The sequence below is a fragment of the Microcoleus sp. B13-B6 genome, from assembly GCF_036705405.1.
Classification (GTDB): domain Bacteria; phylum Cyanobacteriota; class Cyanobacteriia; order Cyanobacteriales; family Microcoleaceae; genus Microcoleus.
The window spans coordinates 1-21495 of record NZ_JAUBUJ010000077.1 but is presented as its reverse complement, the minus strand read 5'-3'; the positions used below and the strand labels follow the sequence as shown (position 1 = coordinate 21495).

The window sequence follows — 21495 nt, the reverse complement described above, 5'->3', positions numbered from 1 at the left end:
ATAATCGTTATCTTGCCAGATAAGTGAACAAGAAATTAATTCCTATCCGGGTAAATTGGCATTTTAATCACTTCCAAAGACTCTTGCCTCACCCGACCAGCCATCGCAGCTAACTGCAAGCTCATAAAAGCATTCAAATCTTCCAAATCACACTTTGCTGAGGAAAAAATCTTCTGCATTTCATTTTCTGCTTCCAAACTCAGATATCCAGCGGCAATAGCTTGTTTTACAACTTCACGAACCTGCACTGTAGAAATGTCCCTTACTAAATTTCAACTAATCAAAAGCCAACTAATTACTAAAAGGAAGTTTCGGAAGCCGTCTCGCCAAAGATTTCAAATTTTTTCAGCTCGCGAGACTCTTGTTTCACTCCTCCGGACATAGCTGCTAGTTGCAAAGCCATAAAAGCATTTAAGTCTTCCAAGTCATATTTGGTGGTAGTTAACATCCGCCGCAGTTGATTTTCGGCTTCAAGGGTTAGATAGCCTAGAGCCAGAGCTTGCTGGGCGAGGTCGCGAATTAGTACCATAACACTTCCGGATTTTATTGGTTCAAGCCTCAGTATCAACTTTTTTCACAGAATCAGCAGTGACGGCTATTGCTCGATCGGTGTGACATTGTGACGGGCCACTCGTGACAGCCGGAGTCGCAGAGTGTGACTAATTATTTGCAAGGTTGTGACGGCGATCACATGGGGGATGCCAGAGGAGGAGTCGGAGAGTGGGGAGTCGGAGAGTGTCCGGGTGTCTGGGTGCGGGAGTCGGAGAGTGTCCGAGTGGAGGAGTCGGAGAGGGGGAGCATTTTTCTTCTTCCCTCGGACTAATGACTGATGACTACTGCCTTCTACCTTCAGAAGACGCTCAACGTCTATAATCAGCAAGTTAAATATTTACTGCAAGACCCATATGGAACTAGCTCATAAAGATTTGCTACAACAAATAGCCCGACTATCTGAAACTTATGCTAATTTGGCCGATCGCCTATCCCAAGCAGCAAAACAACTGCAAGACTCCGGCCTTCCTCCCTCTGACAGCTTGCTGCAAGAAGTAGCCACCTACAGCCGCAACTTTGCTGCAGTCCAAAAACAAGCTCTCGAAGCAAACAACTCCGCGATCGCCCCAGGGGAAATTACTTCCCTCAAAGACATTCAAAACTTAGTCGAGACTGCCGCAGCTTCTGAAGGTAAAGCAGAAATTCGCGATGCAGCATTGAAAGTGATCGATCGAGTATTGGCGATCGCCCACCGCGAACAAAGCGACTTCGCGCCCTTACAATCAGTTCATGCCAGAGCCCGCGAACTGCAGCGCGCAATTTCCGAATCAACCCCAACTCAACTGCATTCAGACGCAGAATCCTTAGTCAGCGGCAAACACCCAGTTTCAGCAGTCCTCGCCCTGGTGGAACAGCAAGACAAATTAGACGACGAACAGTGGGTAATCCTCGAAGAAACAGTCAGCGCCGCTTTTGGCAAACAAATAGCCGTAGCCATTTCCAGAGGCAAATTAACCATTGCTGAGATGGTAAAAGCAGCACCTGCAAAAGTCGAACCCGCATTTAAACCAGCGCCAGAACAAAAAATCAGCGCCGAACCTTTGCCAGAAGTGATTGTCATCCCGTCAGGAAATGTGGCACCGAAACAAGTTACAGTTGCGCCACAGATCCAGATTTTGGAATCCCCCGCACCTTCTGCCCCCATGCACGAGGTGATTATTGTTCCCAGTGTGGAAGTACCTAAGTCTCTTCAGACAACCGGTTCCGGGAACATTGTTTTTGGAGCACCTAGGGACATTCAACCAGCGGTGGCAGTAGAGGGCGCTTTGGGAATCAAAGTTTTGGTGCACATTCAGGGAATTGGCGATCGAACTTTCGGTTCTCAAGAATACGCGGGTTCTAAGGGTCAAGGGCGGCGCGTCGAAGGATTTCAAATTAATATCGATCCCCCAATTCCCGGCTTAAATGTCGAGTACATGGCTCACGTCGAAGGTGTTGGCGATACTCCTTGGCTCAGCGAGGGAGAATTGGCCGGTTTTCGGGGTCAAGCGAAACGAATTGAAGGATTTGCAGTGCGGTTGAGCGGGCCGCAAGCTGATAAGTACGACGTATTTTATACCGCTCACATTCAGAATATCGGCGACACCGACGTGTCCTCCAACGGCGAATATTGTGGCACTCGTGGCAAAGCTTTGAGGATCGAGGGTATCAAAGTTTGGATCGCGCCGTCTGCTAGTTCGCAAGCTGCGGCGCCTGTGGGTTTAAAAGTGTTGGCGCATATTCAAGGAATTGGCGATCGAACTTTTAGCGATCGAGAATACGCGGGTACTAAAGCTCAAGGCCGCCGCGTGGAAGGATTTCAAATTAAAATAGAGCCTCCCGTTGCCGGTTTAAATTTGCAGTACATGGCTCACGTTGAAGGAGTTGGCGATACTGCTTGGATCTCGGAAGGGGAGTTAGCTGGATTCCGGGGCAAAGCCAAGCGGATTGAGGGATTTGCCGCGCGGCTGACTGGGCCGCAAGCTGATAAGTATGACGTATTTTATACGGCTCACATCCAGAATGTGGGCGATACTCCTGTTACTGCTAACGGTCAATATTGCGGCACTCGCGGCAAAGGTTTGAGGGTTGAGGGGATGACTGTTTGGGTTGAGCCGAAAGCGTAAAAAGTGAGAATGAATGGAAAATTTGCAGTTGCATTTTCCATTCATTTAACACCGGGTTTTTAACCAAAATATGCCATGACATTCAGGGGTATTAGGTGAAAAAATCCGGTTTATCGCCACCCAACGACAGGAATTATAGCGCACGATCTCAGAAACCGGGTTTCTGAGTGTATTTTTCGTACTCAACCGAAATTTGTCGCAGAAACCCGGTTTCTCGTCACCTGCAAAGTCTTGGCGCACGCCGATCTCACTACTATTTGTTAAATTGGTTGAAAATAATGCTTGAACAATAGGTAAAAGCTTCAAAAACAAGAGTTAAGTTTAATCAAATTTTGTATATTAAACTGATCAAAGTGCTATGACACAAAATCATAATGAGCCTAAAGAATACGATGCCGTCCTTGGCGGTCAATCCTCAATACCAACTAACGCTGCTGTTTTGGGAGGTATTGAAGGTGTAAAAAAGCGCTTGGCAAGTACAATTATTTATCAAAAAATTGCCGCTGTCTCCGAAGCTCTTAAGTATGGAGAAGCTGGTTTATATTTGGTGATTCGTGCTTTAGAAGATGAATCAGAGCAAGTAAGAAAAGCTGCATATTTGTCGCTTCGAGATAGATCGGAACCGAGAGTGGAAGAGATTTTAAAAGAATACAACCTGTGGAGGACGGGAGGGAAATCGTATACTTTTGGCTGGCATTTAGGTTTAATTGATTTCGTTGCCATCTGCCCGGACGGACAAACTTTTGTCAGTGGGGGTCAAAGCGAGAAAACCATCAAAGTTTGGAAATTGCATACCGGGGAATTGATAAGAACTCTTACAGGACACTCAAACTCGGTTACATCCATTGCTATCAGCCCGGATGGGCAAACTCTTGTCAGTGGGAGTTACGATGGCACCATCAAAGTCTGGAATCCACATACCGGAGAATTGATGAGAACTCTTACAAAACATTCATCCCCCGATACAGTATCTATTGCCATCAGCCCAGACGCGCAAAGTTTTGTCAGTGGTAGCCGTGACGGTACCATCGAAGTCTGGAATCTGCATAGCGGGGAATTAATAAGAACTCTTACAGGACATTCATCTTCAGTTACATCCATTGCTATCAGCCCGGATGGGCAAACTTTTGTCAGTGGGAGTTACGATTGCACCATCAAAGTTTGGAATCCGCATACCGGAGAATTGATAAGAACTCTTACAGGACATTCATGCTCGCTTTATTCTCTTGTCATCAGCCCGGATGGGCAAATTATTGTCAGTGGGAGTAATAATAATACTATCAACGTCTGGAATTTGCATAGCGGGGAATTGATAAGAACTCTTACAACACCTCCACGCTTGATCTCGGTTTGTTCCTTTGCTATCAGCCCGAATGGGCAAACTCTTGTCAGTGGGAATGACCGTACAATCAAAGTCTGGAATCTGTATAGCGGGGAATTGATAAAAACTTTTAGAGGACATTCAGGCTCGGTTTTGGTTTCTTCCCTTGCCATCAGCCCGGATGGACAAACTCTTGTCAGTGGGAGTTACTATAAAATCCAAGCCTGGAATCTACATAGCGGGGAATTGATAAGAACTATTGAAGGATATTTAACATCCGTTAATTCTGTGACTGTCAGCCCGGATGGGCAAACTTTTATCTGTGGGAGTCGCAACAAGCTCGGAATTTGGAATCTGCATACTAAAGAATTTAGCGCAATTATAGAAGGACTTTCAACCGCGGTTAATTCTTTAGCTATTAGCGCGGACGGGCAAACTCTTATCAGTGGGAGTAAAGACTGCACTATCAAAGTTTGTAACCTGCATAGCAGGAAATTGATAAGAACTCTCGCAGGACATTCAGGCTTAGTTAATTCCGCCACCATCACCCTGGATGGGCAAATTCTCCTCAGTGCAAGTAACGACAAAACCATCAACGTCTGGAATCTGCATAGCGGACAATTGATAAAAACTCTTGAAGGACATTCATCTTCGGTAAAATCCATTGCCATCTGCTCATACAGACAAACTATTGTCAGTGGCAGTGGGGACAAAACCATCAAAGTCTGGAGTCTGTATAGTGGAGAATTGATAAAAACTCTTGCAGGGCATTCAGGTTCAGTTAATTCCATTGCTATTAGCCCGGATAGGGAAACTATTGTCAGTGGCAGTGGGGACAAAACCATCAAAGTCTGGAATCTGCATACTGGGGAATTGAGTAAAACCCTTACAGAACATTCAGGGTCAGTTAATTTGGTAGCTATCAGCCAGAACGGAAAACTTATGGTCAGTGGAAGTAGCGATCAAACCATCAAAATTTGGAGCTTGCCGGACAAAAAATTGATAAAAACTCTTTCAGGTTCAGACTTGGGTAAATACATTGCCATGAGCGCCGATGGCAAAACTATTGTTAGTGGGGGTAATGAGCGAACAATCCAAGTGTGGGAAGTGCCGTAAAGTTTCAATCACCCTTTAACCATCAAACTCAGGAATTAAAAAACAATGACATAAATTTCCTAGCATAATTAGGAAAGTTCCTTAATGAAGCGCTGTATTGAAACGCTCGAAATCAAACCTATAAAGTGTGTAAAATAAAAAAATCATGCCATACAGTCAATTTACTACGATCGCCAAAGCGAAACAAGCTTTCGGTCTCACAGTCCAAGAGGGAACTCGCTTTATACCTCCGCTAAACCCGATCGCACCCTCAGACATTCTCAGCGGTACTCTCAATGATAGCCTCCCCATCGTCGCTACATCGGGAAGTGAAAAAGCGCGATCGGAAGGAATCATCTATCCCGTACTGCTGGAAGTGAGGCGGATTCTCGATCGCCAAATTAGCCTCTTCTCCGGCGAAGATTTCACCATCGACGAAGCTGTCGGACTGAATGGAGTGTTTGATTTTCTGCTGACGCGATCGTCCGAAGTCCTAGAAATTGAAGCCCCCGCCGTTGTAATTGTCGAAGCTAAAAAGACCGACCTCAAAAGCGGATTGGGTCAGTGTATTGCCGAAATGGTTGCCGCTCAACGCTTCAATCAAGCCAAAGAAAAAAACATCCCCATCATTTATGGGAGCGTGAGTAATGGCATTCAATGGCAATTTATCCAACTCGAAAACCAAACTGTGACGATCGACTTATCCGTCTATCCTCTGCCCCCTGTCGAGCAAATCCTCAGCTTTTTCGTTTGGATGATGCAGAATGATGCCGTTAACTCAGAAACAATTTAACCGATACTTTTTTGCTAACATTTGCTAACAAATACATAAGTTGAGATCAGATCTCAACCAAGGCGTATCAACCGATGCCCGTAGAATTTTCTACAAGCACTTATATTCTTGCCTTCAGCTTGGTTATCGCTTACAGCCCCACGCCAATCTGATTATTTGCTTTGATAATGTAGAGGCAACTTATTTATATAGCGGTTGCGTACTACCAAGGTTTTTCACCTACATCTGAGTGGCTAAATTCATTCTATATGACATGAACACCAGAAGGCAAATGTAACTGATTGTTAGCAAATGTGAGAAAAAATCTTACTTTTAATCAACCTTCCAAAGCCGCCAAAAGACACAGCAATAAAGCCTCCGTCCACTCGACTACAGCACCGTAAGTATCGCCCGTGTGGCCGCCCAAACGGTGGTTAAACCAGGCTCCGGCAAAAATCCCGATCGCACTTCCCCCCAAAGCCATCCCCACCGCCAACAGCCACCGATCGCCCTCCAAGACAACTTGCACCACGCTCAAACTCAGCAGCAACAGCACTCCCGGTATAAAATCAAAAGGAGAATAAATCGATTCCTTGTGAAAAGCTCCCTTACCCTCTGCCCGGAGATAGGGATAGCGGGCGATCGCCACCAGTTGGGCCCACCTCCCCCAACCCGCGACACCCATCAAAGCCAGCCAGCGATAGTTATTCAAGTCCGAGAGAGCGGCAGTTTTCAGCAGCACGATCGCGATCGCAGCCATCGCCCCAAAAGCCCCTGTAACGCTGTCCCGCATGACTTCCAGCCGACGCACGGGGTCGGGTACAGCCAGCCCGTCCGCCGCGTCCATTGCCCCGTCTAGGTGCAGCCCGCCAGTCACCGCGATGCCCAAGACTACCACCAAGGCCGATCGAGTCAGAGCAGGCATTCCCAACAACTGCAACCCAACATCCGCCAGTCCCACCATCCCCCCAATCAAAAGCCCGATCGCCGGTGCCAAGCGGGCAATGCCCCGAAACTCCAAAGTCCAAGACACCGGTACCGGCAAACAAGTATAAAAAGCGACTGCGGCTGCGATGGCAGCGCCTTGATTCCGGAAAAAGTCGATCGTAGAGCGAACCCATTTATCATGCACCATAAGATAGAAAATTTTTCATCTGGTATGCAGTTGTCAATCGATTAGCGTGTGCCAGAATTGGACTGTAACACCCTAGTTTTTTGGATCGAGCATTCCTCCTGTCGCCCGCTCTTTTCCCCGGAAAACCTCTGTCGGCAGCGATCCCAAAGCTCCCTATCTAAAAAGACTAAACTCAAGATCCGCGTTTCCCTTCCCAAAAATTCTAGCTAACTCCCTGATTTTCAAGACGGGAACATACACTACAACAGAGGCTTTTACTCCATGAGTCACGATCAATTGAATAACAGGGTAGTTGCTCCTTGCATCATCGATACAGGGATTGTCGTCAACAAACGCGATATCAAAAGATTGCTGTTTGATTTAGGACGTGTCCGCTACCTTCACATACAAGATGGCCAGATTTATAGCGAAGGGGAAGGTTATGTACTCGAAGTCTTCGCCAACCCCCACCGTTCTACCCTGATTGCCAATCATGCGCTTTATTTGAACGTGTATAGTTTTGATTACCTGGAACTGAAACAGTCCCCGGTCGATGGTGCTTATTTTGACTTGGTTCAAGACGGACGGCTGTTGCGGTTAATTCCCCTCTCCAATCCTTTGCAAGAACAATTCGCCCGGAATTTAAATGCTGCGGCTTTGGATGCGGTTGTCGATCAGGTACTCTCAGGCAACTGGGATCTGCAATTGGATGATGATGATTCCCCCTTTTAATGGTCAGTCGATTTTAGATTTTAGATTTTAGATTTTAGATTTACTCGCAGCGCCGTGAATCTGGGAGGTAGAACTAAGGTCTAAAATTTTTTGCCCTCCACGACGATTGTCGGAAACTTGTCTCCGTTTTTGGGCGGGGTCATTCGATTTTAGATTTTCGATTGTCGATTTTGGATTGACTTGCGCGAGATAAATTCGGGGGCTTGAGGATTTTCGATTGTCGGTTTTGGATTGATTCCACGGATAAATCACGTGGCGGGTACCATCTAGAAATTCTCGGTCATGAGTTTTTTGTCGCGATGTCAACAACAATAGATTAAATAACACTCACATCTTGCACCATTCTCGCTTAACAGGCTTTTCGGCCTGTTCCACAAAGAGTGAATTTTCTTGTGGAACAGGCCGAAAAGCCTGTTCCTAAACAAGTAATTGAGAATGGTGCAACATCTCAAATAACACGGACGGCCGAGTAGCGGTTAACGAGCATCGAGGACTAATGACTGAGGACAAGGCGAAATTTTCTTTTAAATGTCAGGCTAATTGCAGCCATACCCAAGCGCGTGCAGGGGTTTTTGCTACTCCCCACGGTGTTGTGGAAACACCTAAATTTATGCCAGTGGGGACGCTAGCTAATGTCAAAACTTTGACACCTGCACATCTTGAGGCGGCGGGTTCTCAAATGGTTTTGGCAAATACTTATCACTTGCACTTGCAGCCGGGGGAAGCAATTGTCGCAGGCGCGGGCGGATTGCATAAATTCATGGCTTGGCCGGGCCCGATGCTGACGGATTCGGGTGGCTTTCAGGTGTTTAGCTTGAGCCAAATGCGGACTATTTCTGAGAATGGGGTGACTTTTCGCTCTCCCCGCGATGGCCGCATGATTAATTTGACGCCGGAACGATCGATCGAAATTCAGAATCAGTTGGGCGCCGATGTGATTATGGCCTTTGACGAGTGTCCCCCTTACCCGGCTACACGGGAGGAGGTGGAGGCGGCCACAAATCGCACTTACCGCTGGCTGCAACGCTGCATTCAAGCTCACTCGCGTCCGGATCAAGCTTTGTTCGGCATCGTCCAGGGGGGCGTTTTCCCTGATTTGCGATCGCGCGCGGCGAACCAGTTGGTAGATTTGGATTTACCAGGCTACGCCATCGGCGGCGTTAGTGTGGGGGAATCGGGGGATTTGATCGCAGAGATTGTGAAGGTGACTGCGCCCCTGTTGCCGGCCAATAAACCGCGTTATTTGATGGGGATTGGGACTTATCGGGAAATGGCGCTGGCGGTGGCGAGTGGGGTAGATATGTTTGACTGCGTGATTCCGACTCGGCTGGCCCGCCACGGGACGGCTTTTGTTGGTGGGGAACGCTGGAGTTTGAAAAATGCTCGGTTCCGGGACGATTTTGCTCCGCTGGATGAGTCTTGTCCTTGTTATACCTGCCAAAAATTCAGTCGGGCTTATTTGGCCCATTTGGCGCGGGCTAACGAAGTGCTGGGGTATACTTTGCTTGCGATTCACAATGTGACGGAGTTGATTCGCTTTACTGGGAGGATGCGGGAGGCGATTTTTGCCGATCGATTTACTGAAGAGTTTGCCTACTGGCTTGCACCGAGAGTCGATCGATCATGATTGCCGTGGGTGAAGATATGCGACAATTATGAAAATTGTGTTGGATAGGTAGGTTGATTCATGGAAGCTGCATTACTCTTAGCAAAACTGCCCGAAGCTTATTCGATTTTTGAGCCTTTGGTTAATGTTTTGCCGGTCATTCCCGTATTTTTCTTGCTGCTGGCTTTTGTTTGGCAGGCGGCTGTAGGATTCAGATAAGTTTGATTTTGCTAAAAGCAGGGGCAATTTATGAATTGCTCCTGCTTTTACGTGTTGAGTTTTTGGGCTGATCTCGTTTACGGTTGTTTCGGAATGATTTAACCGCAGAGACCGCAGAGACCGCAGAGGAAGAGAAGAGAGAGATGAATAATTAATCCGTGTAGTGCCTTGCTTCAGCTACCGCCGATCGCACTTTTGAATGCCGGTCTTTCTGTGATCCGCTTGATGTAATCTACAACAGCCGGATAAGGACTGAGGTCGAGTTTTAGCATCATCGGAATGTAGGCTAAAATTGACCCGACTGCTGCGTCGGCGACGCCGAATTCATCACCCATTAAAAATGGCTGTTTCTCGAAGATTTCATTTAACGGTTTTAACAACTTGGGAGTTTCGCGATCGCGAGTTGCTTCTGTAAATATTCCCGGCCCCAGGGTGGCGTTAGCAAACGTGACCCACTGCACGATTTGAGCTTGCTGCTCCAAAGTGTCTGGCATTTTACCATGTTTTTGAGCTAAATATAGCAGAATTGCGCCGGATTCCCAAAGTTTAAAATCTCCATCAACAATTGCCGGTACTTTGCCGATCGGGTTAATTTCGAGATACTCTGGCTGCAAGTGTGCCCCTGCTTGCATATCCAGGGTGACGAATTCGTAAGGAATTCCTATTTCTTCTAGATACCACTTGACAATTGAGGCCCTGCTGCGGGCTCCGCCGTAAAGTTTCAGCACAAAATTTTTATCCTTTAACGCAATATTGCTGTTATAGCATTTTTTGGTCAGTTGTCAGTTGTCAGTTGTCAGTTGTCAGTTGTCAGTTGTTAGGAAAGCAGTTGTCAGTTGTCATTTGGGAAAATTCCCAATTATCTTTTTGCCAATTACCTTTTTCCCAATTACCCATTCCATTACCAATGACTACTGACTAATGACTGCTGACTAATGACTAATGACTAATGACTAATGGCAGTTCTGTCAAGTGCATAAACAAGATTCTGCTGCCAATAAAAATCAAAATTGCTCCGCCCAATATCTCAATTTTATTAGCAAACAAGTTGCCGCACTTGTTCCCGATAAACACGCCTGCAAAGGCTAAAAAGAAAGTAATAAATCCGATCGCAGTCACCGCAAGAGCAATAGAATCTTTCAGGACAGCAAATCCGATACCAACTGCGAGGGCATCGATACTCGTCGCCACCGACAGCGTTATCAAAGTCCCCGTATCTAAGGGATTGAACTTTTTCTCGCATTCTTCGCCTTGCAGCGATTCGTAAATCATTCTCCCGCCAATGAAACTCAACAGCCCAAAAGCTATCCAATGGTCGATCGGTGTTATCAAAAAACTAAAACTAAGACCGATTAACCATCCTATTACGGGCATTAAAGCTTGAAAACCTCCGAAAAATAAGGCAATTTTTAAAGCTTTATTGACCTTCATGTGTTTGATTGCTAAACCGCTCGAAACAGCGACAGCAAAAGCATCTGCTGCTAGTCCCAAGGAAAGTAAGATGGTAGTGGCTGCATCCATTTTTGTAAAGTGTTAGGTGTTATAAATAAAGTGTTCCTCTTGACTGTTTTAGTTTACACTTAATTTTGATATTATTGCGTTTTTATCATAATGTTTTCATTTTTATTTCAGATTTATTTCACAATTGGCGAGGGTTGAAAAAATTTGCGCTTAGCTGTATTATGTAAAAGATTATTTATCAACTAGCAGAATTAACGATGCCGCCATCTAGATTGTACCAGCCACTGCTGCTCAGGTTACTGCACGGGGTTAACGCTGCGATCGCCCTTTTAGCAATTGTGAGCGCATTTCTGGTTTACAACACCTACGATGGGCGGTTTGGCAAAGTCCCCGTGCCCCAGATTGCAGATATTATCGGGATTCACGGCACTTTTGGCAAGATGTTGCTGTTAGGAATAATGCCGGCTTTTGCATTGTACAGTTTCCACGCAGGTCAAAAACGCTTGGTGCAGCCGGATTCTTTTGGGAAACTAACGCAGTTGGGAAAACCGATTTGGTGGTACAGTTTGCACCGGATTGTGAACACGTTGATGTTGCTGGCACTGACTTGGGCGATCGCTTCTGGCAGTATGGTTAAGGAAGAATGGCTGCCGGCTGGGGAATTGACGCGGGTTTGGTATTATTTACACGCTTCTGGTTGGGTGGTATTGGTATTTTGTCTGGCAATGCACTTGTTGATGAGTGCGAAGGTGGGGGGTTTGCCACTAATTTTGTCGATGTTTGATGCCGCGTATCGCCCGGAGGATTCGCCCGCTGCTTGGTGGAAGAAAATTCGCTCTTTGGTCGATCGCTCTTAATGTGAAAATGCTTAATTTGAAAATGAACAGAAATATTTTATTAATTGTTGCGGAAGTCTTAGTCATGGGAGGCTGGTTGTTTGCTGTGGTTGCACCTTTATTATTTCCATAATCCTATCATAGCAATTTGGGTTAACAAATGATCGTTAGGTTTGTAGTGAGGACTTCAGCCCTCTGTTTTATGGCTAAAGTCCTCATACCAATTTAATGTGAAGTTGCACATATCTCGATCCCCCTCGCATCCCCCTTAAGAAGGGGGACTTTGAGAGGAATCTTGTCCCCCCCTTTGTAGGGGCGGTGCCCCCGTGCCCGCCCTCTTGGCTAGGGGGGATCAGATTCTATGCAACCTCATAAAAAATTGGTATCAGTACAAACCGAAATTAAGCTTTTCGCGCAGCTTGCTAGCAAGATTTGCGACGGGTTTCTCTGGCGGCCAAATGCGATATCAAACGATCGGCAATTTTACCCTAAATTCAGCACCGCCCCCAGTTTGAGATTTAATTTGAGGTTGAACCGGAGATTCAACTGTCAGGCGGCCGCCGTGCAATTCTACAATAATTTTATAGCAAACCGACAACTCCAACCCGGTAAAATTTTTAAAGGATTTAGTATGACCAAACTCCTCAAATATTCTGGGTTGAATTTCCGGCGGAATAATTGAGCCATTGTGGGCGATCGCTACAACAATAAATCTGCCTTTATATTCCTCGACAATATCGGTTTTGATTGTAATAATTTGAGCGGAATTTTCAATACTTTTAACTGCATCTATAGCATGGATGATCAGACTCGCGAATACCTGGCTCAGTTGACCGGGATAACAAAAAATTGGTGGCAGGTTGTTGTACTCCTTGACTACTAATATTTTTTGCTCCAGTCTGTGAGCCAGCAACAGCAAAAGATTGTCGATGCTCTCATTAACGTTGGCGTGTTCTTTGTTGGCTTCGTCAGGAAGTGAAAATTTCCTCAAAGCCAGGACTATCTGGCGAATGCCATCGGCTCCTATTTTCAAAAAATTGAGGATTTGTGGCAACTCTTTGCTGATAAAATCTAGGTCGCAACGCTCTATTTTTTTGGCAATTCGTGGCACAGGCTCAGGATATTGTTCTCGATAGAGGCGAATTATACTAAGCAAATCTTTGATATAATCATTGAGGTGAATCAGGCGGCCGTAAATAAAGTTAATCGGGTTATTAATTTCCTGAGCAACTTCGGAGGCTAGTTGACCCACAATTGTAATTTTTTCGCTTTGTACTAAATGCTCTTCGGTGATTATGAGTTTGGCTAATACTTCTTCCAAAAGTTGGATTTCTTCTTGAATTTGCCCGTGGAGTTGGGATTGGGAAATTGCGATCGCCAGCGAGTCTGCAATTGCTTCCAAAACTTCCACCTCGTCGGGAGTCGCAAACCGGCGCTTTGCACAGGCAAACAGATATCCAAGCCGATGATTCTGAGTTAGTACGGGTACTGCTGCGTAGTGACGATTTGTGAGTTCGATATGGGCGTGTTCCTCAGACGCTGTGGCATCAGGGGCGGCGGTTTTATGTAGCAGTATCGTTTCGCAGCGGTGAAGCCGTGCAGCTAAATCTCCAGAGGGCCCTCCTGGAACACCAAAGATTCCCAAGCGCCCCGGCAAACCTTCCCGGCAATATTCCCAGCCAAATTCTAAAGTATCTTGTCGGGGGTCGTACCATGCGAAAATTGCTCGATCGAGCTTCAGTAAAGTACCGAGTTCGTCTACTGTAGTTTGGAGGATGCGATCGAGGCCCAAGCAAGCGCGAATGCGGCCGGTCAAGCGGTGGAGAAGGGCTTCTGTGCGACTGCGAATGCCATTTAGGACAAACAGCTTGAGCGCCACCATTGTTGCGAAAATAGCTGCGGCGGCAAGTACGCCGGCGGCTACTGCTAGTATCTTGAAAGGAAGGAGTTCTTTTTCGAGATTGTCGCGGGGAATTACAACGGCGATCGACCATTCAGCTTGTTCTAAAGGAAGATAGGCAACATAAACTCTGGCGTCGTTGATTTGAGTCAGCACAATGCCCGTTTTTTGATAAACCATCTCCCGCGCTACATTCGCCAAATTAGCATCTGCGGACTCTAAAAGACTCGGAGCCGGCTTGTGGATATTTCCGATTAATCGAGCGTCGGGATGGACAATTGGCACTCCTTGAGAATTGAGAACAAAAGCGTAAGTTCCTGCCCCATATTCCAGCTTTCCTACTACTTCGGCAATTCGATCCATGCTAATGACGCCGTTCATTACTCCGATCGGCTTTTCGGTTGTTTTATCAAGAGAATTTACCGAACTTGACCACACTGGAGCCGAAATGGGAACAATCCTTCTTGGTTTTTTGAGCGTGCGAGAAATGGTAGGATCTGAAACATAGACTTCCCCAGCCATTGCCTTTTTGAAGTGTTGGCGGTCGCTAACATTAATCAAGGATCTGCCCACTTTTGTGGTGAAATAAGAACCGTCGGGATCAATTAATGCCAAGTGCTGGAATTCTTGCAGTCGATTTACTTCCGATTTTAAATAAGGCTGTGCCACTGACCAATTCATCGAACGAACGGGAGGAGTGTGGGCGAGGATTTCGATCTCAGCCTTTCTAGTGCCGAGCCAGCGATCGATCTTGTTTGCCCGCTCCCTAACTTCTAACAAAGCATTTCGCTCGCTTTTGGTGATAATCAAGCGGCGAACGCTTTGATAGCTGATACAACCCGTAATGCTAGCTGCCAGAATTGTTCCCCCCAAAATTAAGAGCGCAGTTTGATACCCAAGATGGTATTCGCCCTTTAATCCCGCTGGCAATAGTTGAGTTAATTTCCACCACTTTACTCTCGCAAAGCTTCGCATGGTTTGACCAATTTGTGAGATTGAAATCCTTAGCTCACCTACTATCTACTCGCCCGCCTGCCAGTCGTCTTAAACTACTAGCATTCAATAATTGCGGGGATTTTTTAATTTTTTCCCCCCGAGCAGATCCTCTCGTTTCCGGTTGCACCGAAATGATATAAAGGACACGGCAGTGCCGTTTCCCTACCCAGATTAATTGTAGGGACACGGCACTGCCGTGTCCTAGCGGTGGGTAATATTAATTCCGAGGCTACCCGATTTGATATCACTTTGTTAAACAGGAATAATATCATACCACATTTTTGACCAATTAAAAAAGTTTATCAACTACTTAATTTTTGTTTACAGTCGTTAATAATTTATGTTATTTAGGTGATGTGAGCAGTAGACATTTTAGGTTGAGATGTTTGGTGTGTGTATTAATCAATAGTCCAGACTGTTTTTAGTTCGTAGTCTGAAACCCTTGATTTTCGGTTGGTATTTCGAGTACGCGATCGCCTTGAAACCGTTATTCTACGGTTGGTAATCAAAAACTGTCCGCAGTATTGCTTAATAACGAAATATTAAAAGTTTTTCGTTCATTATTAATGAAGGAAAAACTTGTTAAATCTTTAATTTACATCTCAACAATCAAAACTATTTTCCGTGCATCCGCTGGCTGAGGCACTGCTAAATTGCCCCAGTTGCGGGATTTGTTTAAAGAACCTTGTGAGTGTGTTCGTGCTGTTTCACATTGTCTTCAGTGCGAATGATGCGCTCGGAGTTGAGCACCCTTTTGCGTTCTAAGGAATAAGTAAAGTCGTTGCGAACTGTTCCCAAGGGAATGTGAAGTTGAGCTTGGGGGCGGATTTTGTAAGTGCGGGCAGCAGCGATCGCCCGAAAGCCAAATTCTTCGCTAAACTGAGCGGATGTCGGGAATTCTGGCAACATTTTGGGTGTTTCGCCGTCGAGCACTGCTCCCAAAGTCGTCCCGCAAACCATTAAATAGGATGTGGGAATTCCCTTCACAATTGCTTCTAAAGCTGCTGAGGGAATAGCTTCGATTACTTGCACTTCAAAAACTTCGCCTTCTTCTTTGATGAAGCAGGTAGCTACACCGACTGCTATGTAGTCGTCGGTGCCGAGATCAGGAGCGTTGGGATAAACTGTTGCAGTCGTCATAAGAAAAGCTTGGTAGTGTGGAAACCGGGAACGAGAAATTATATCATTTCCGGTAACACCGGAATGATGTTGGCTGTTGACTGTTGACTGTTGACTGTTCACTGTCAACAGTCAACCGTGAACTCGAATTTACTATTCCGATGCTAACGGATTTGATATTAAGCGATTTTAGATTTTAGATTTGAGATTTATTGCACGGTTTTTTTCGGGGATTTTACGTGAAAAATCTTAAACCGGCTGTTCTAATACCTAAAATTTTTTGGTTAAGCTCCAAGGAGCCGATCGCACGATTGTGTCGATCGTACCACATCAAGGTAGATGCCGGATGATTCGGCAAGGATTCCCCGCCGCCACAACGTTTGCGGGAATATCTTTGACAACAACACTGCCTGCGCCGATCGTGCTATTGTCGCCAATAGTGACTCCTGGACAAATAATACTGCCGCCGCCAATCCAAACATTATTGCCAATATTAATTTCAGCGGCGAGTTCTAGGCCAGAAATTCTCATTTCCGGGTCTGTGGGGTGAAAAGCGGTGTAAATTTGTACGTTGGGCCCGCACAATAAATTTTCGCCAATATTAACTCGATTGCAGTCGAGAATCACGCAGCCAAAATTCATATACAATCCGTTTCCCGCATAAATATTACTGCCGTAGTCGCAGTAGAAAGGTGGCTCGATTTCAACTTTTGGGCCAACTGCACCGAACCATTCGGCGAGAATTTCTAACCGTTTGTCTGGTTCGTCTTCGCGGGTTGAATTGTAAGTTCTGGCGAGGCGGCGGGCTCGCTGGCGATCTAAAATTAATTGCTCATCGGCAGCTAAATACAATTCGCCGGCAAGCATTTTTTGTTTTTCGGTTTTTTCCACAGTTTTTTCCACGGTAAGAATCGGCGGTTTCAACCGCTACTTCACCAACAAACTTCCTTTCTAAGTGACTGAAGAATAATGTAGGGTGCGCTAAGCTGTGTTGCATCTAGATTGCCTATGGTACTAGAGAGGGAGAGGGGGAGAAGGGGAGAGGGGGAGAGGATTTGACGATTTTTGATCGGGACTCGAAATATACAATTTAAATGCACAACAGCTTAGGCGCACCTTACCGCTATAATTAGCGCGTCAGATCATTTTTTGATTTTGTAGCATACATTTAGGGTTCAGGTTTTGACTGCAAACAAACAGCTAAATCCAGATTGGCTAATTTCTCAAAAGCTCGATCGATCGATCCTTTTCCCCGCAAAAAACCAGTATTTGCACCGGGACAAATATACTGTAAAGTTTCCGGCGAAAATCGATCGATAATTGACTTGACGCTGTTAATTTGCCTAGGCCAGTGAAAAGTTTTTGCCGTCAACAGCGGTACTGGGGCACCTTCGAGGTTGGGAAGCAAGTGTCTGCCCGAAAACAGCACTCCACCGCTGCCACTATGATAAAGGCAAGAGGAACCAGGAGAATGGCCAGGAGTCCAAAATGCTTTCATTCGATCGCTCACCACAAATTCTCGCTCAAAAACCGTCACCTTCACACCCGGCAGTAAATAAGCTTCCTGCTCTTGAATCAGGATCTCGCACCCCGTGGCTTCCTGAATCTCCCGCGCCTGGGCGATAGCGCCACGGTGGGTGAGAAACAGCAGTCGCACGCCGCCGTGTTCCCGCAAAAATGTTTGGTTAATCTCATCCCAAGCGGGACAATCCACCAGGATGTTAGTTTGGTTTTCTACAATGAAATAGGCTGTTGCACCCAGGGTATCCCGGTTAGGGGGGAAAGCCAGGATATTGTCGAGCACGGGCCTGGGTTGTTTGGAGACTGAACTCTGTTGTTTCAAGGAAGTATTTCAGAAGGGAATGGGATAAATATTATGTTCTTTTTACTATGGTTGTTCGTATTGGGGCTGATATCGTACTTCTTGTTGCAGAACGGCACCAGCCGCATCACCAGGACTCCGATATGGCTGCTGTGGCTGGTAATGATGGCGCCCGCGCTGATTTGGAGTGGTTGGATGTTAGTGTACGGCACCAGCAAAACTGTACCGCCGGAGTTGGTAATTATACCTTTTCTGGTTTGCCCTTTTTTGTATTGGTTTTTGGTACAGTTGGGGCGCAAGAAAATTACGGCGGAAACTGTTGAGCAGGTAGCAGACTCTGCGACTGAACCTGTAAAGCCAAAACCGCCCGTGCGCCCGATCAATCAAGAAGAAGAAGCGAGTTTGCGCGATTGTTTTCCTTGGTCAATTTACTTTTTGCGAGATTTGGAATTTCGGCCGCAGGCTGTAATTTGTCGCGGACAGTTGCGGACAAACCCGGAGGCGGCTTATCAGGCGATTCGGGAGAATGTGGAGAGGCTTTTTGGCGATCGCTTTTTAGTAGTATTTCAAAACAGCTTGAGCGGTCAACCTTTTTTTGCTATCGTTCCCAATCCCAGCCACCAATCAGGGGAAACTCCTGTCACAACCGAATCTGTAACCCGGCCATTTTTCGCCTTAGCTTTGCTGCTAATCACGGTGTTTACGACTACGCTTGTCGGGGCGCGACTTGCCGGAGTTACTGAACAAGCTTTGCAGTCCAACCCATCAATGTTGCTGCAGGGTTTGCCTTACTCGCTGGCTCTAATTACTTTTTTGGGAATTCACGAATCCGGCCACTATTTAGCTGCCCGATTTTACAAAATTCGCACGACTTTGCCTTATTTTATTCCGATTCCTTTTTTCTTGGGAACTTTTGGCGCTTTCATTCAAATACGGAGCCCAATTCCCAACCGCCGAGCTTTATTTGATGTTAGTATTGCCGGGCCCCTGGCGGGTTTAGTTGCGGCAGTGCCATTATTAATTTGGGGTTTGGATCATTCGACAATTGTACCGCTGTCAGACAAGTCGGGAATGTTAAATTTTGACTCTTTCAAACCCAATTTTTCGCTGCTGATGAGTCTCTTGAGCAAGTTAACCTTGGGTGGTGCTTTCAATGCGGAAACTGCGATCGATTTGCATCCGGTAGCGGTGGCGGGTTATTTGGGTTTGATCGTGACGGCGTTTAATTTGATGCCGGTGGGACAACTCGACGGCGGGCACATTGTACACGCGATGTTCGGCCAGCGAGCGAGTATGGCGATCGGGCAAGTTGCTAGACTTTGTATGCTGCTGCTTTCTTTTTTGGAACAGGGTTTGCTGCTGTGGGCGATTATTTTGTTTTTCACGCCGCTAAACGACGAACCGGCGTTGAATGATGTCAGTGAATTGGATAATCGGCGGGATTTTTTGGGGTTGCTGGCGATCGGGCTTTTGTTAATGATTTTGTTACCCGCGCCCAGGGTACTCCTTGAGTGGTTAAATGTTTAGTCTCAAGAAGGGGAAGGGGAAGGGGAAATAGGAAGAAGGAAAAGGTTCATAAATCCTAGGGACTTTAGCATTTATCAACCCGCTCTTTCTAGACGCGATCGCGACGAGCGCGGCAAAATACATATTGTTAAAAAATTATCATCAATATTGACATTGAAACCATAGATGTGTTATTGTTTTCCCTGATTACGGGATAGATTCACCCACTGCAAGTGCTGCCATAGGTGCGATCGGCTAGATTTGCTAGCTAGTAGCTAGGTAAATTGGGAAGTCGATTCAGGGGAATTGGCATTTCAAATTTAATTAAACAGGACTTACGCACCGCCTATACATATAGCGTTCATATAGCGTTTCGTAGGGGCAATCCCTCCGGCGTTGCCTCTATCCATAGGATTGTTGCGTCCAGAACTATTGAATTTACCCTAGTCCCCTCGTCTTTGGTATAATGTGCGGGATCATTTAATAAAATTAAAATCGAGCTATGAATATTTTTGTACTTTCTTCACGGGGTTTATGGTCGAGCGTTTCCTGGGACCCTGTTTTTGAATTAGAAAATATTGTGGTACGAACCTGCAACGCACAACTTTTGGTACCATCTGCCCGCGATGTAATCCAGTGGTCATCCACACTTTATCCGCTAGCTGGTCGAGTAATCCGTAAAGCTGTTAAGTCTACTACAGGTGTATATAATTTACCACCTTTACCTCAATTGTCAGACAAACCTAATGTTTTACTGATGATTGGGATATCAGGAGCCGATCTGGAACTACTCTCAAGTATACCTAAGTGGAGGGAGCGTTTTGATGTTGTCATCGCTTATATTTTCGATTCTTGGGCACCGGAAATTTATTCAAAAAATGTCTATCATTTAGATCATTTATTCGTGGCACTTCCAGAAATTATAGATGAACTGAAAAAACGTTTTGGTATACCAGTATCCCTGATCCCTTTTGCTGCTGATGTTCTCGCTCAGGGTTCGTGTCAACTCAAGCGTTCAATAGATTTAACAAGCTTCGGGCGGATACCTTCACATTATGACACTGTGTTGTTAAATAAATTCAATCAACCTGGTTCCGAACAAATTTACTATAAATCTACGCCCAGAACAGCAGAGGAATTTCCGAAATTGCCTTACGAAATGCGTAGAGACGAGCCAGATACTCGGCTGCTATTTCACATTCTCAGACATAGCAAACTCACCTTGGCATTTGACACTCTCTATCCTGGTATGCGTCGGTTTCCTTACTCGTTTATTACACTGCGTTGGTTTTATGGTACTGCGACTGGCGGTGCGGTAGTTGGGAAGCGTCCAACTACACCTCTAATGGATGAGTTGATGAATTGGGAAGATGCTACTATTGAGTTGCCCGATGACCCGCAAAAAAGTGTTGAATTCATTAATGAACTTTTACAGGACGAGGTGAGGCTTAATTCTATATACAAACGCAACTATGTTGAGAGTTTAGCCCGTCACGATTGGAGGCATCGGATTCAAAGTATGCTGGAATCTGTGAAAATTCCTCTACCGCAGGGACTGCTGGAAGAACTGTCACAGATGAAGATGATTCATGAAAAAATGGTCAGCCGATTTTAGATTTGGGATTTGGGATTTGGGATGGGAGCTAGTACCTAGGTAGCGAATAAATAGACAAAATGGTACACTTATAGACAAAGCTACGGTGTACCATTTTGTTTAAACCACACGAATTCGCGAAAAAGCTCGGATTGTCAGTAAAAACACTCCAGCGTTGGGATGTTTCAGGAAAACTACCAGCCAAGCGCACCCTGTCGGGGCATCGGTTCTACACAGAAGACGATTTCTTGATAGCCAACGGCTTGAAGCCCGTAGAAGCCAAACGAAAGATCGTAGTTTACTGTCGAGTTTCATCCAGCGGGCAAAAGCCAGAGCTAAAAAACCAGTTGCTAGCGATGGAAGCCTTCTGCTTGGGACGAGGACTGAGCGTTGACGACTGGGTATCAGAAATTGGTGGCGGACTAAACTTTAAAAGAAAAAAGTTTCTAGCAATTATGCTGTCAATGCTCAAAGGTGAAATATCAATAATTGTAATTGCACACAAAGATAGGATGTGCAGATTTGCCTTTGAATTCATCCAAGAACTTGCCGTATCAGTCGGATGTGAAATTATAGTCGCCAACCAAGAATCACTGTCTCCTCAACATGAATTAGTAGAAGACCTGATGGCAATAATTCACTGTTTCTCCTGTCGGCTGTACGGTTGGCGAAATTACTCCAAGGAAATCAAAGAAAATTTAAAAAATGCTATTGACAAACCAGTACAGGACGTGGCAGAGTTAAA

At 45.8% G+C, this 21495-nt stretch carries 20 protein-coding genes; 11 read left to right on the top strand and 9 right to left on the bottom strand.

Annotated features, from left to right (window positions below):
- Positions 1–35 precede the first annotated feature (35 nt).
- Positions 36–248 carry a hypothetical protein gene (locus tag QUB35_RS27305; protein ID WP_333144773.1) on the bottom strand — a complete coding sequence of 71 codons (213 nt, stop codon included), beginning with the start codon at positions 246–248 and terminating at the stop codon, positions 36–38.
- A 50-nt stretch (positions 249–298) separates the two neighbouring features.
- Positions 299–529: a hypothetical protein gene (locus QUB35_RS27300; protein ID WP_333109616.1), complete on the bottom strand. Its 231-nt coding sequence runs from the start codon at positions 527–529 to the stop codon at positions 299–301.
- Positions 530–655: 126 nt separating this feature from the next.
- On the opposite strand from QUB35_RS27300, the gene QUB35_RS27295 reads away from it, so the two are divergent.
- The 4 genes from QUB35_RS27295 to QUB35_RS27280 all read left to right on the top strand — a co-directional run bounded on the left by QUB35_RS27295 (position 656) and on the right by QUB35_RS27280 (position 5866).
- Positions 656–823 carry a hypothetical protein gene (locus tag QUB35_RS27295; protein ID WP_333144772.1) on the top strand — a complete coding sequence of 56 codons (168 nt, stop codon included), beginning with the start codon at positions 656–658 and terminating at the stop codon, positions 821–823.
- Between the two features lie 82 nt (positions 824–905).
- Positions 906–2657 carry a hypothetical protein gene (locus QUB35_RS27290; RefSeq protein WP_333144771.1) on the top strand — a complete coding sequence of 584 codons (1752 nt, stop codon included), beginning with the start codon at positions 906–908 and terminating at the stop codon, positions 2655–2657.
- A 358-nt stretch (positions 2658–3015) separates the two neighbouring features.
- Positions 3016–5094, top strand: a complete 2079-nt coding sequence (locus tag QUB35_RS27285; RefSeq protein ID WP_333144770.1) for a WD40 repeat domain-containing protein — start codon at positions 3016–3018, stop codon at positions 5092–5094.
- 145 nt (positions 5095–5239) lie between these two features.
- Positions 5240–5866: a hypothetical protein gene (locus QUB35_RS27280; protein WP_333144769.1), complete on the top strand. Its 627-nt coding sequence runs from the start codon at positions 5240–5242 to the stop codon at positions 5864–5866.
- Between the two features lie 316 nt (positions 5867–6182).
- Here QUB35_RS27280 and cobS read toward each other — a convergent pair whose 3' ends face one another.
- Positions 6183–6980: an adenosylcobinamide-GDP ribazoletransferase gene (gene cobS / locus QUB35_RS27275; RefSeq protein WP_242722367.1), complete on the bottom strand. Its 798-nt coding sequence runs from the start codon at positions 6978–6980 to the stop codon at positions 6183–6185.
- A 261-nt stretch (positions 6981–7241) separates the two neighbouring features.
- On the opposite strand from cobS, the gene QUB35_RS27270 reads away from it, so the two are divergent.
- The 3 genes from QUB35_RS27270 (at position 7242) to QUB35_RS27260 (ending at position 9516) form a co-directional block, all read left to right on the top strand.
- Positions 7242–7691, top strand: a complete 450-nt coding sequence (locus QUB35_RS27270; protein WP_333144768.1) for a hypothetical protein — start codon at positions 7242–7244, stop codon at positions 7689–7691.
- 496 nt (positions 7692–8187) lie between these two features.
- Complete coding sequence (gene tgt / locus QUB35_RS27265; RefSeq protein WP_333144767.1) at positions 8188–9318, top strand: tRNA guanosine(34) transglycosylase Tgt; 1131 nt, start codon at positions 8188–8190, stop codon at positions 9316–9318.
- Positions 9319–9378: 60 nt separating this feature from the next.
- On the top strand, positions 9379–9516 hold the full coding sequence (locus QUB35_RS27260) for a photosystem II reaction center protein K (RefSeq protein ID WP_006634808.1): 138 nt from the start codon (positions 9379–9381) through the stop codon (positions 9514–9516).
- A 173-nt stretch (positions 9517–9689) separates the two neighbouring features.
- Here QUB35_RS27260 and QUB35_RS27255 read toward each other — a convergent pair whose 3' ends face one another.
- Positions 9690–10244, bottom strand: coding sequence for a glutathione S-transferase family protein (locus tag QUB35_RS27255; protein ID WP_333144766.1), 555 nt, complete (start codon positions 10242–10244; stop codon positions 9690–9692).
- 211 nt (positions 10245–10455) lie between these two features.
- Entirely contained in the window at positions 10456–11037 is a 582-nt protein-coding gene (locus QUB35_RS27250; protein ID WP_333144765.1) for a manganese efflux pump MntP family protein, read from the bottom strand.
- 197 nt (positions 11038–11234) lie between these two features.
- Here QUB35_RS27250 and QUB35_RS27245 point away from each other — a divergent pair, with 197 nt between their 5' ends.
- The gene (locus tag QUB35_RS27245) at positions 11235–11834 is read left to right on the top strand and encodes a cytochrome b/b6 domain-containing protein (protein WP_333144764.1); all 600 of its coding nucleotides are present in this window, start codon (positions 11235–11237) and stop codon (positions 11832–11834) included.
- A 445-nt stretch (positions 11835–12279) separates the two neighbouring features.
- Here QUB35_RS27245 and QUB35_RS27240 read toward each other — a convergent pair whose 3' ends face one another.
- The 4 genes from QUB35_RS27240 to QUB35_RS27225 form a co-directional block, all read right to left on the bottom strand.
- Complete coding sequence (locus QUB35_RS27240) at positions 12280–14688, bottom strand: cache domain-containing protein (RefSeq protein ID WP_333144763.1); 2409 nt, start codon at positions 14686–14688, stop codon at positions 12280–12282.
- A 696-nt stretch (positions 14689–15384) separates the two neighbouring features.
- Entirely contained in the window at positions 15385–15849 is a 465-nt protein-coding gene (locus QUB35_RS27235) for a hypothetical protein (RefSeq protein WP_333144762.1), read from the bottom strand.
- Positions 15850–16158: 309 nt separating this feature from the next.
- Positions 16159–16719, bottom strand: a complete 561-nt coding sequence (locus QUB35_RS27230; RefSeq protein WP_333144761.1) for a sugar O-acetyltransferase — start codon at positions 16717–16719, stop codon at positions 16159–16161.
- Between the two features lie 277 nt (positions 16720–16996).
- The gene (locus QUB35_RS27225; protein ID WP_333144760.1) at positions 16997–17671 is read right to left on the bottom strand and encodes an MBL fold metallo-hydrolase; all 675 of its coding nucleotides are present in this window, start codon (positions 17669–17671) and stop codon (positions 16997–16999) included.
- A 33-nt stretch (positions 17672–17704) separates the two neighbouring features.
- Here QUB35_RS27225 and QUB35_RS27220 point away from each other — a divergent pair, with 33 nt between their 5' ends.
- The 3 genes from QUB35_RS27220 to QUB35_RS27210 all read left to right on the top strand — a co-directional run.
- Positions 17705–19177: a site-2 protease family protein gene (locus QUB35_RS27220; protein ID WP_333144759.1), complete on the top strand. Its 1473-nt coding sequence runs from the start codon at positions 17705–17707 to the stop codon at positions 19175–19177.
- Between the two features lie 481 nt (positions 19178–19658).
- Complete coding sequence (locus QUB35_RS27215) at positions 19659–20771, top strand: glycosyltransferase (protein WP_333105143.1); 1113 nt, start codon at positions 19659–19661, stop codon at positions 20769–20771.
- 92 nt (positions 20772–20863) lie between these two features.
- Positions 20864–21495, top strand: a 632-nt coding sequence (locus tag QUB35_RS27210; RefSeq protein ID WP_333144786.1) for an IS607 family transposase, incomplete at its 3' end; no start/stop codon positions are given.

Excerpts from the sequence above, each read along its gene's own strand:
- QUB35_RS27220 (WP_333144759.1), top strand. The coding sequence starts at position 17,705 with ATGTTCTTTTTACTATGGTTGTTCGTATTGGGGCTGATATCGTACTTC.
- cobS (WP_242722367.1), bottom strand. The coding sequence starts at position 6,980 with ATGGTGCATGATAAATGGGTTCGCTCTACGATCGACTTTTTCCGGAAT.
- QUB35_RS27260 (WP_006634808.1), top strand. The coding sequence starts at position 9,379 with ATGGAAGCTGCATTACTCTTAGCAAAACTGCCCGAAGCTTATTCGATT.
- QUB35_RS27280 (WP_333144769.1), top strand. The coding sequence starts at position 5,240 with ATGCCATACAGTCAATTTACTACGATCGCCAAAGCGAAACAAGCTTTC.
- tgt (WP_333144767.1), top strand. The coding sequence starts at position 8,188 with ATGACTGAGGACAAGGCGAAATTTTCTTTTAAATGTCAGGCTAATTGC.
- QUB35_RS27300 (WP_333109616.1), bottom strand. The coding sequence starts at position 529 with ATGGTACTAATTCGCGACCTCGCCCAGCAAGCTCTGGCTCTAGGCTAT.
- QUB35_RS27215 (WP_333105143.1), top strand. The coding sequence starts at position 19,659 with ATGAATATTTTTGTACTTTCTTCACGGGGTTTATGGTCGAGCGTTTCC.
- QUB35_RS27235 (WP_333144762.1), bottom strand. The coding sequence starts at position 15,849 with ATGACGACTGCAACAGTTTATCCCAACGCTCCTGATCTCGGCACCGAC.
- QUB35_RS27290 (WP_333144771.1), top strand. The coding sequence starts at position 906 with ATGGAACTAGCTCATAAAGATTTGCTACAACAAATAGCCCGACTATCT.
- QUB35_RS27245 (WP_333144764.1), top strand. The coding sequence starts at position 11,235 with ATGCCGCCATCTAGATTGTACCAGCCACTGCTGCTCAGGTTACTGCAC.
- QUB35_RS27240 (WP_333144763.1), bottom strand. The coding sequence starts at position 14,688 with ATGCGAAGCTTTGCGAGAGTAAAGTGGTGGAAATTAACTCAACTATTG.
- QUB35_RS27285 (WP_333144770.1), top strand. The coding sequence starts at position 3,016 with ATGACACAAAATCATAATGAGCCTAAAGAATACGATGCCGTCCTTGGC.
- QUB35_RS27250 (WP_333144765.1), bottom strand. The coding sequence starts at position 11,037 with ATGGATGCAGCCACTACCATCTTACTTTCCTTGGGACTAGCAGCAGAT.
- QUB35_RS27270 (WP_333144768.1), top strand. The coding sequence starts at position 7,242 with ATGAGTCACGATCAATTGAATAACAGGGTAGTTGCTCCTTGCATCATC.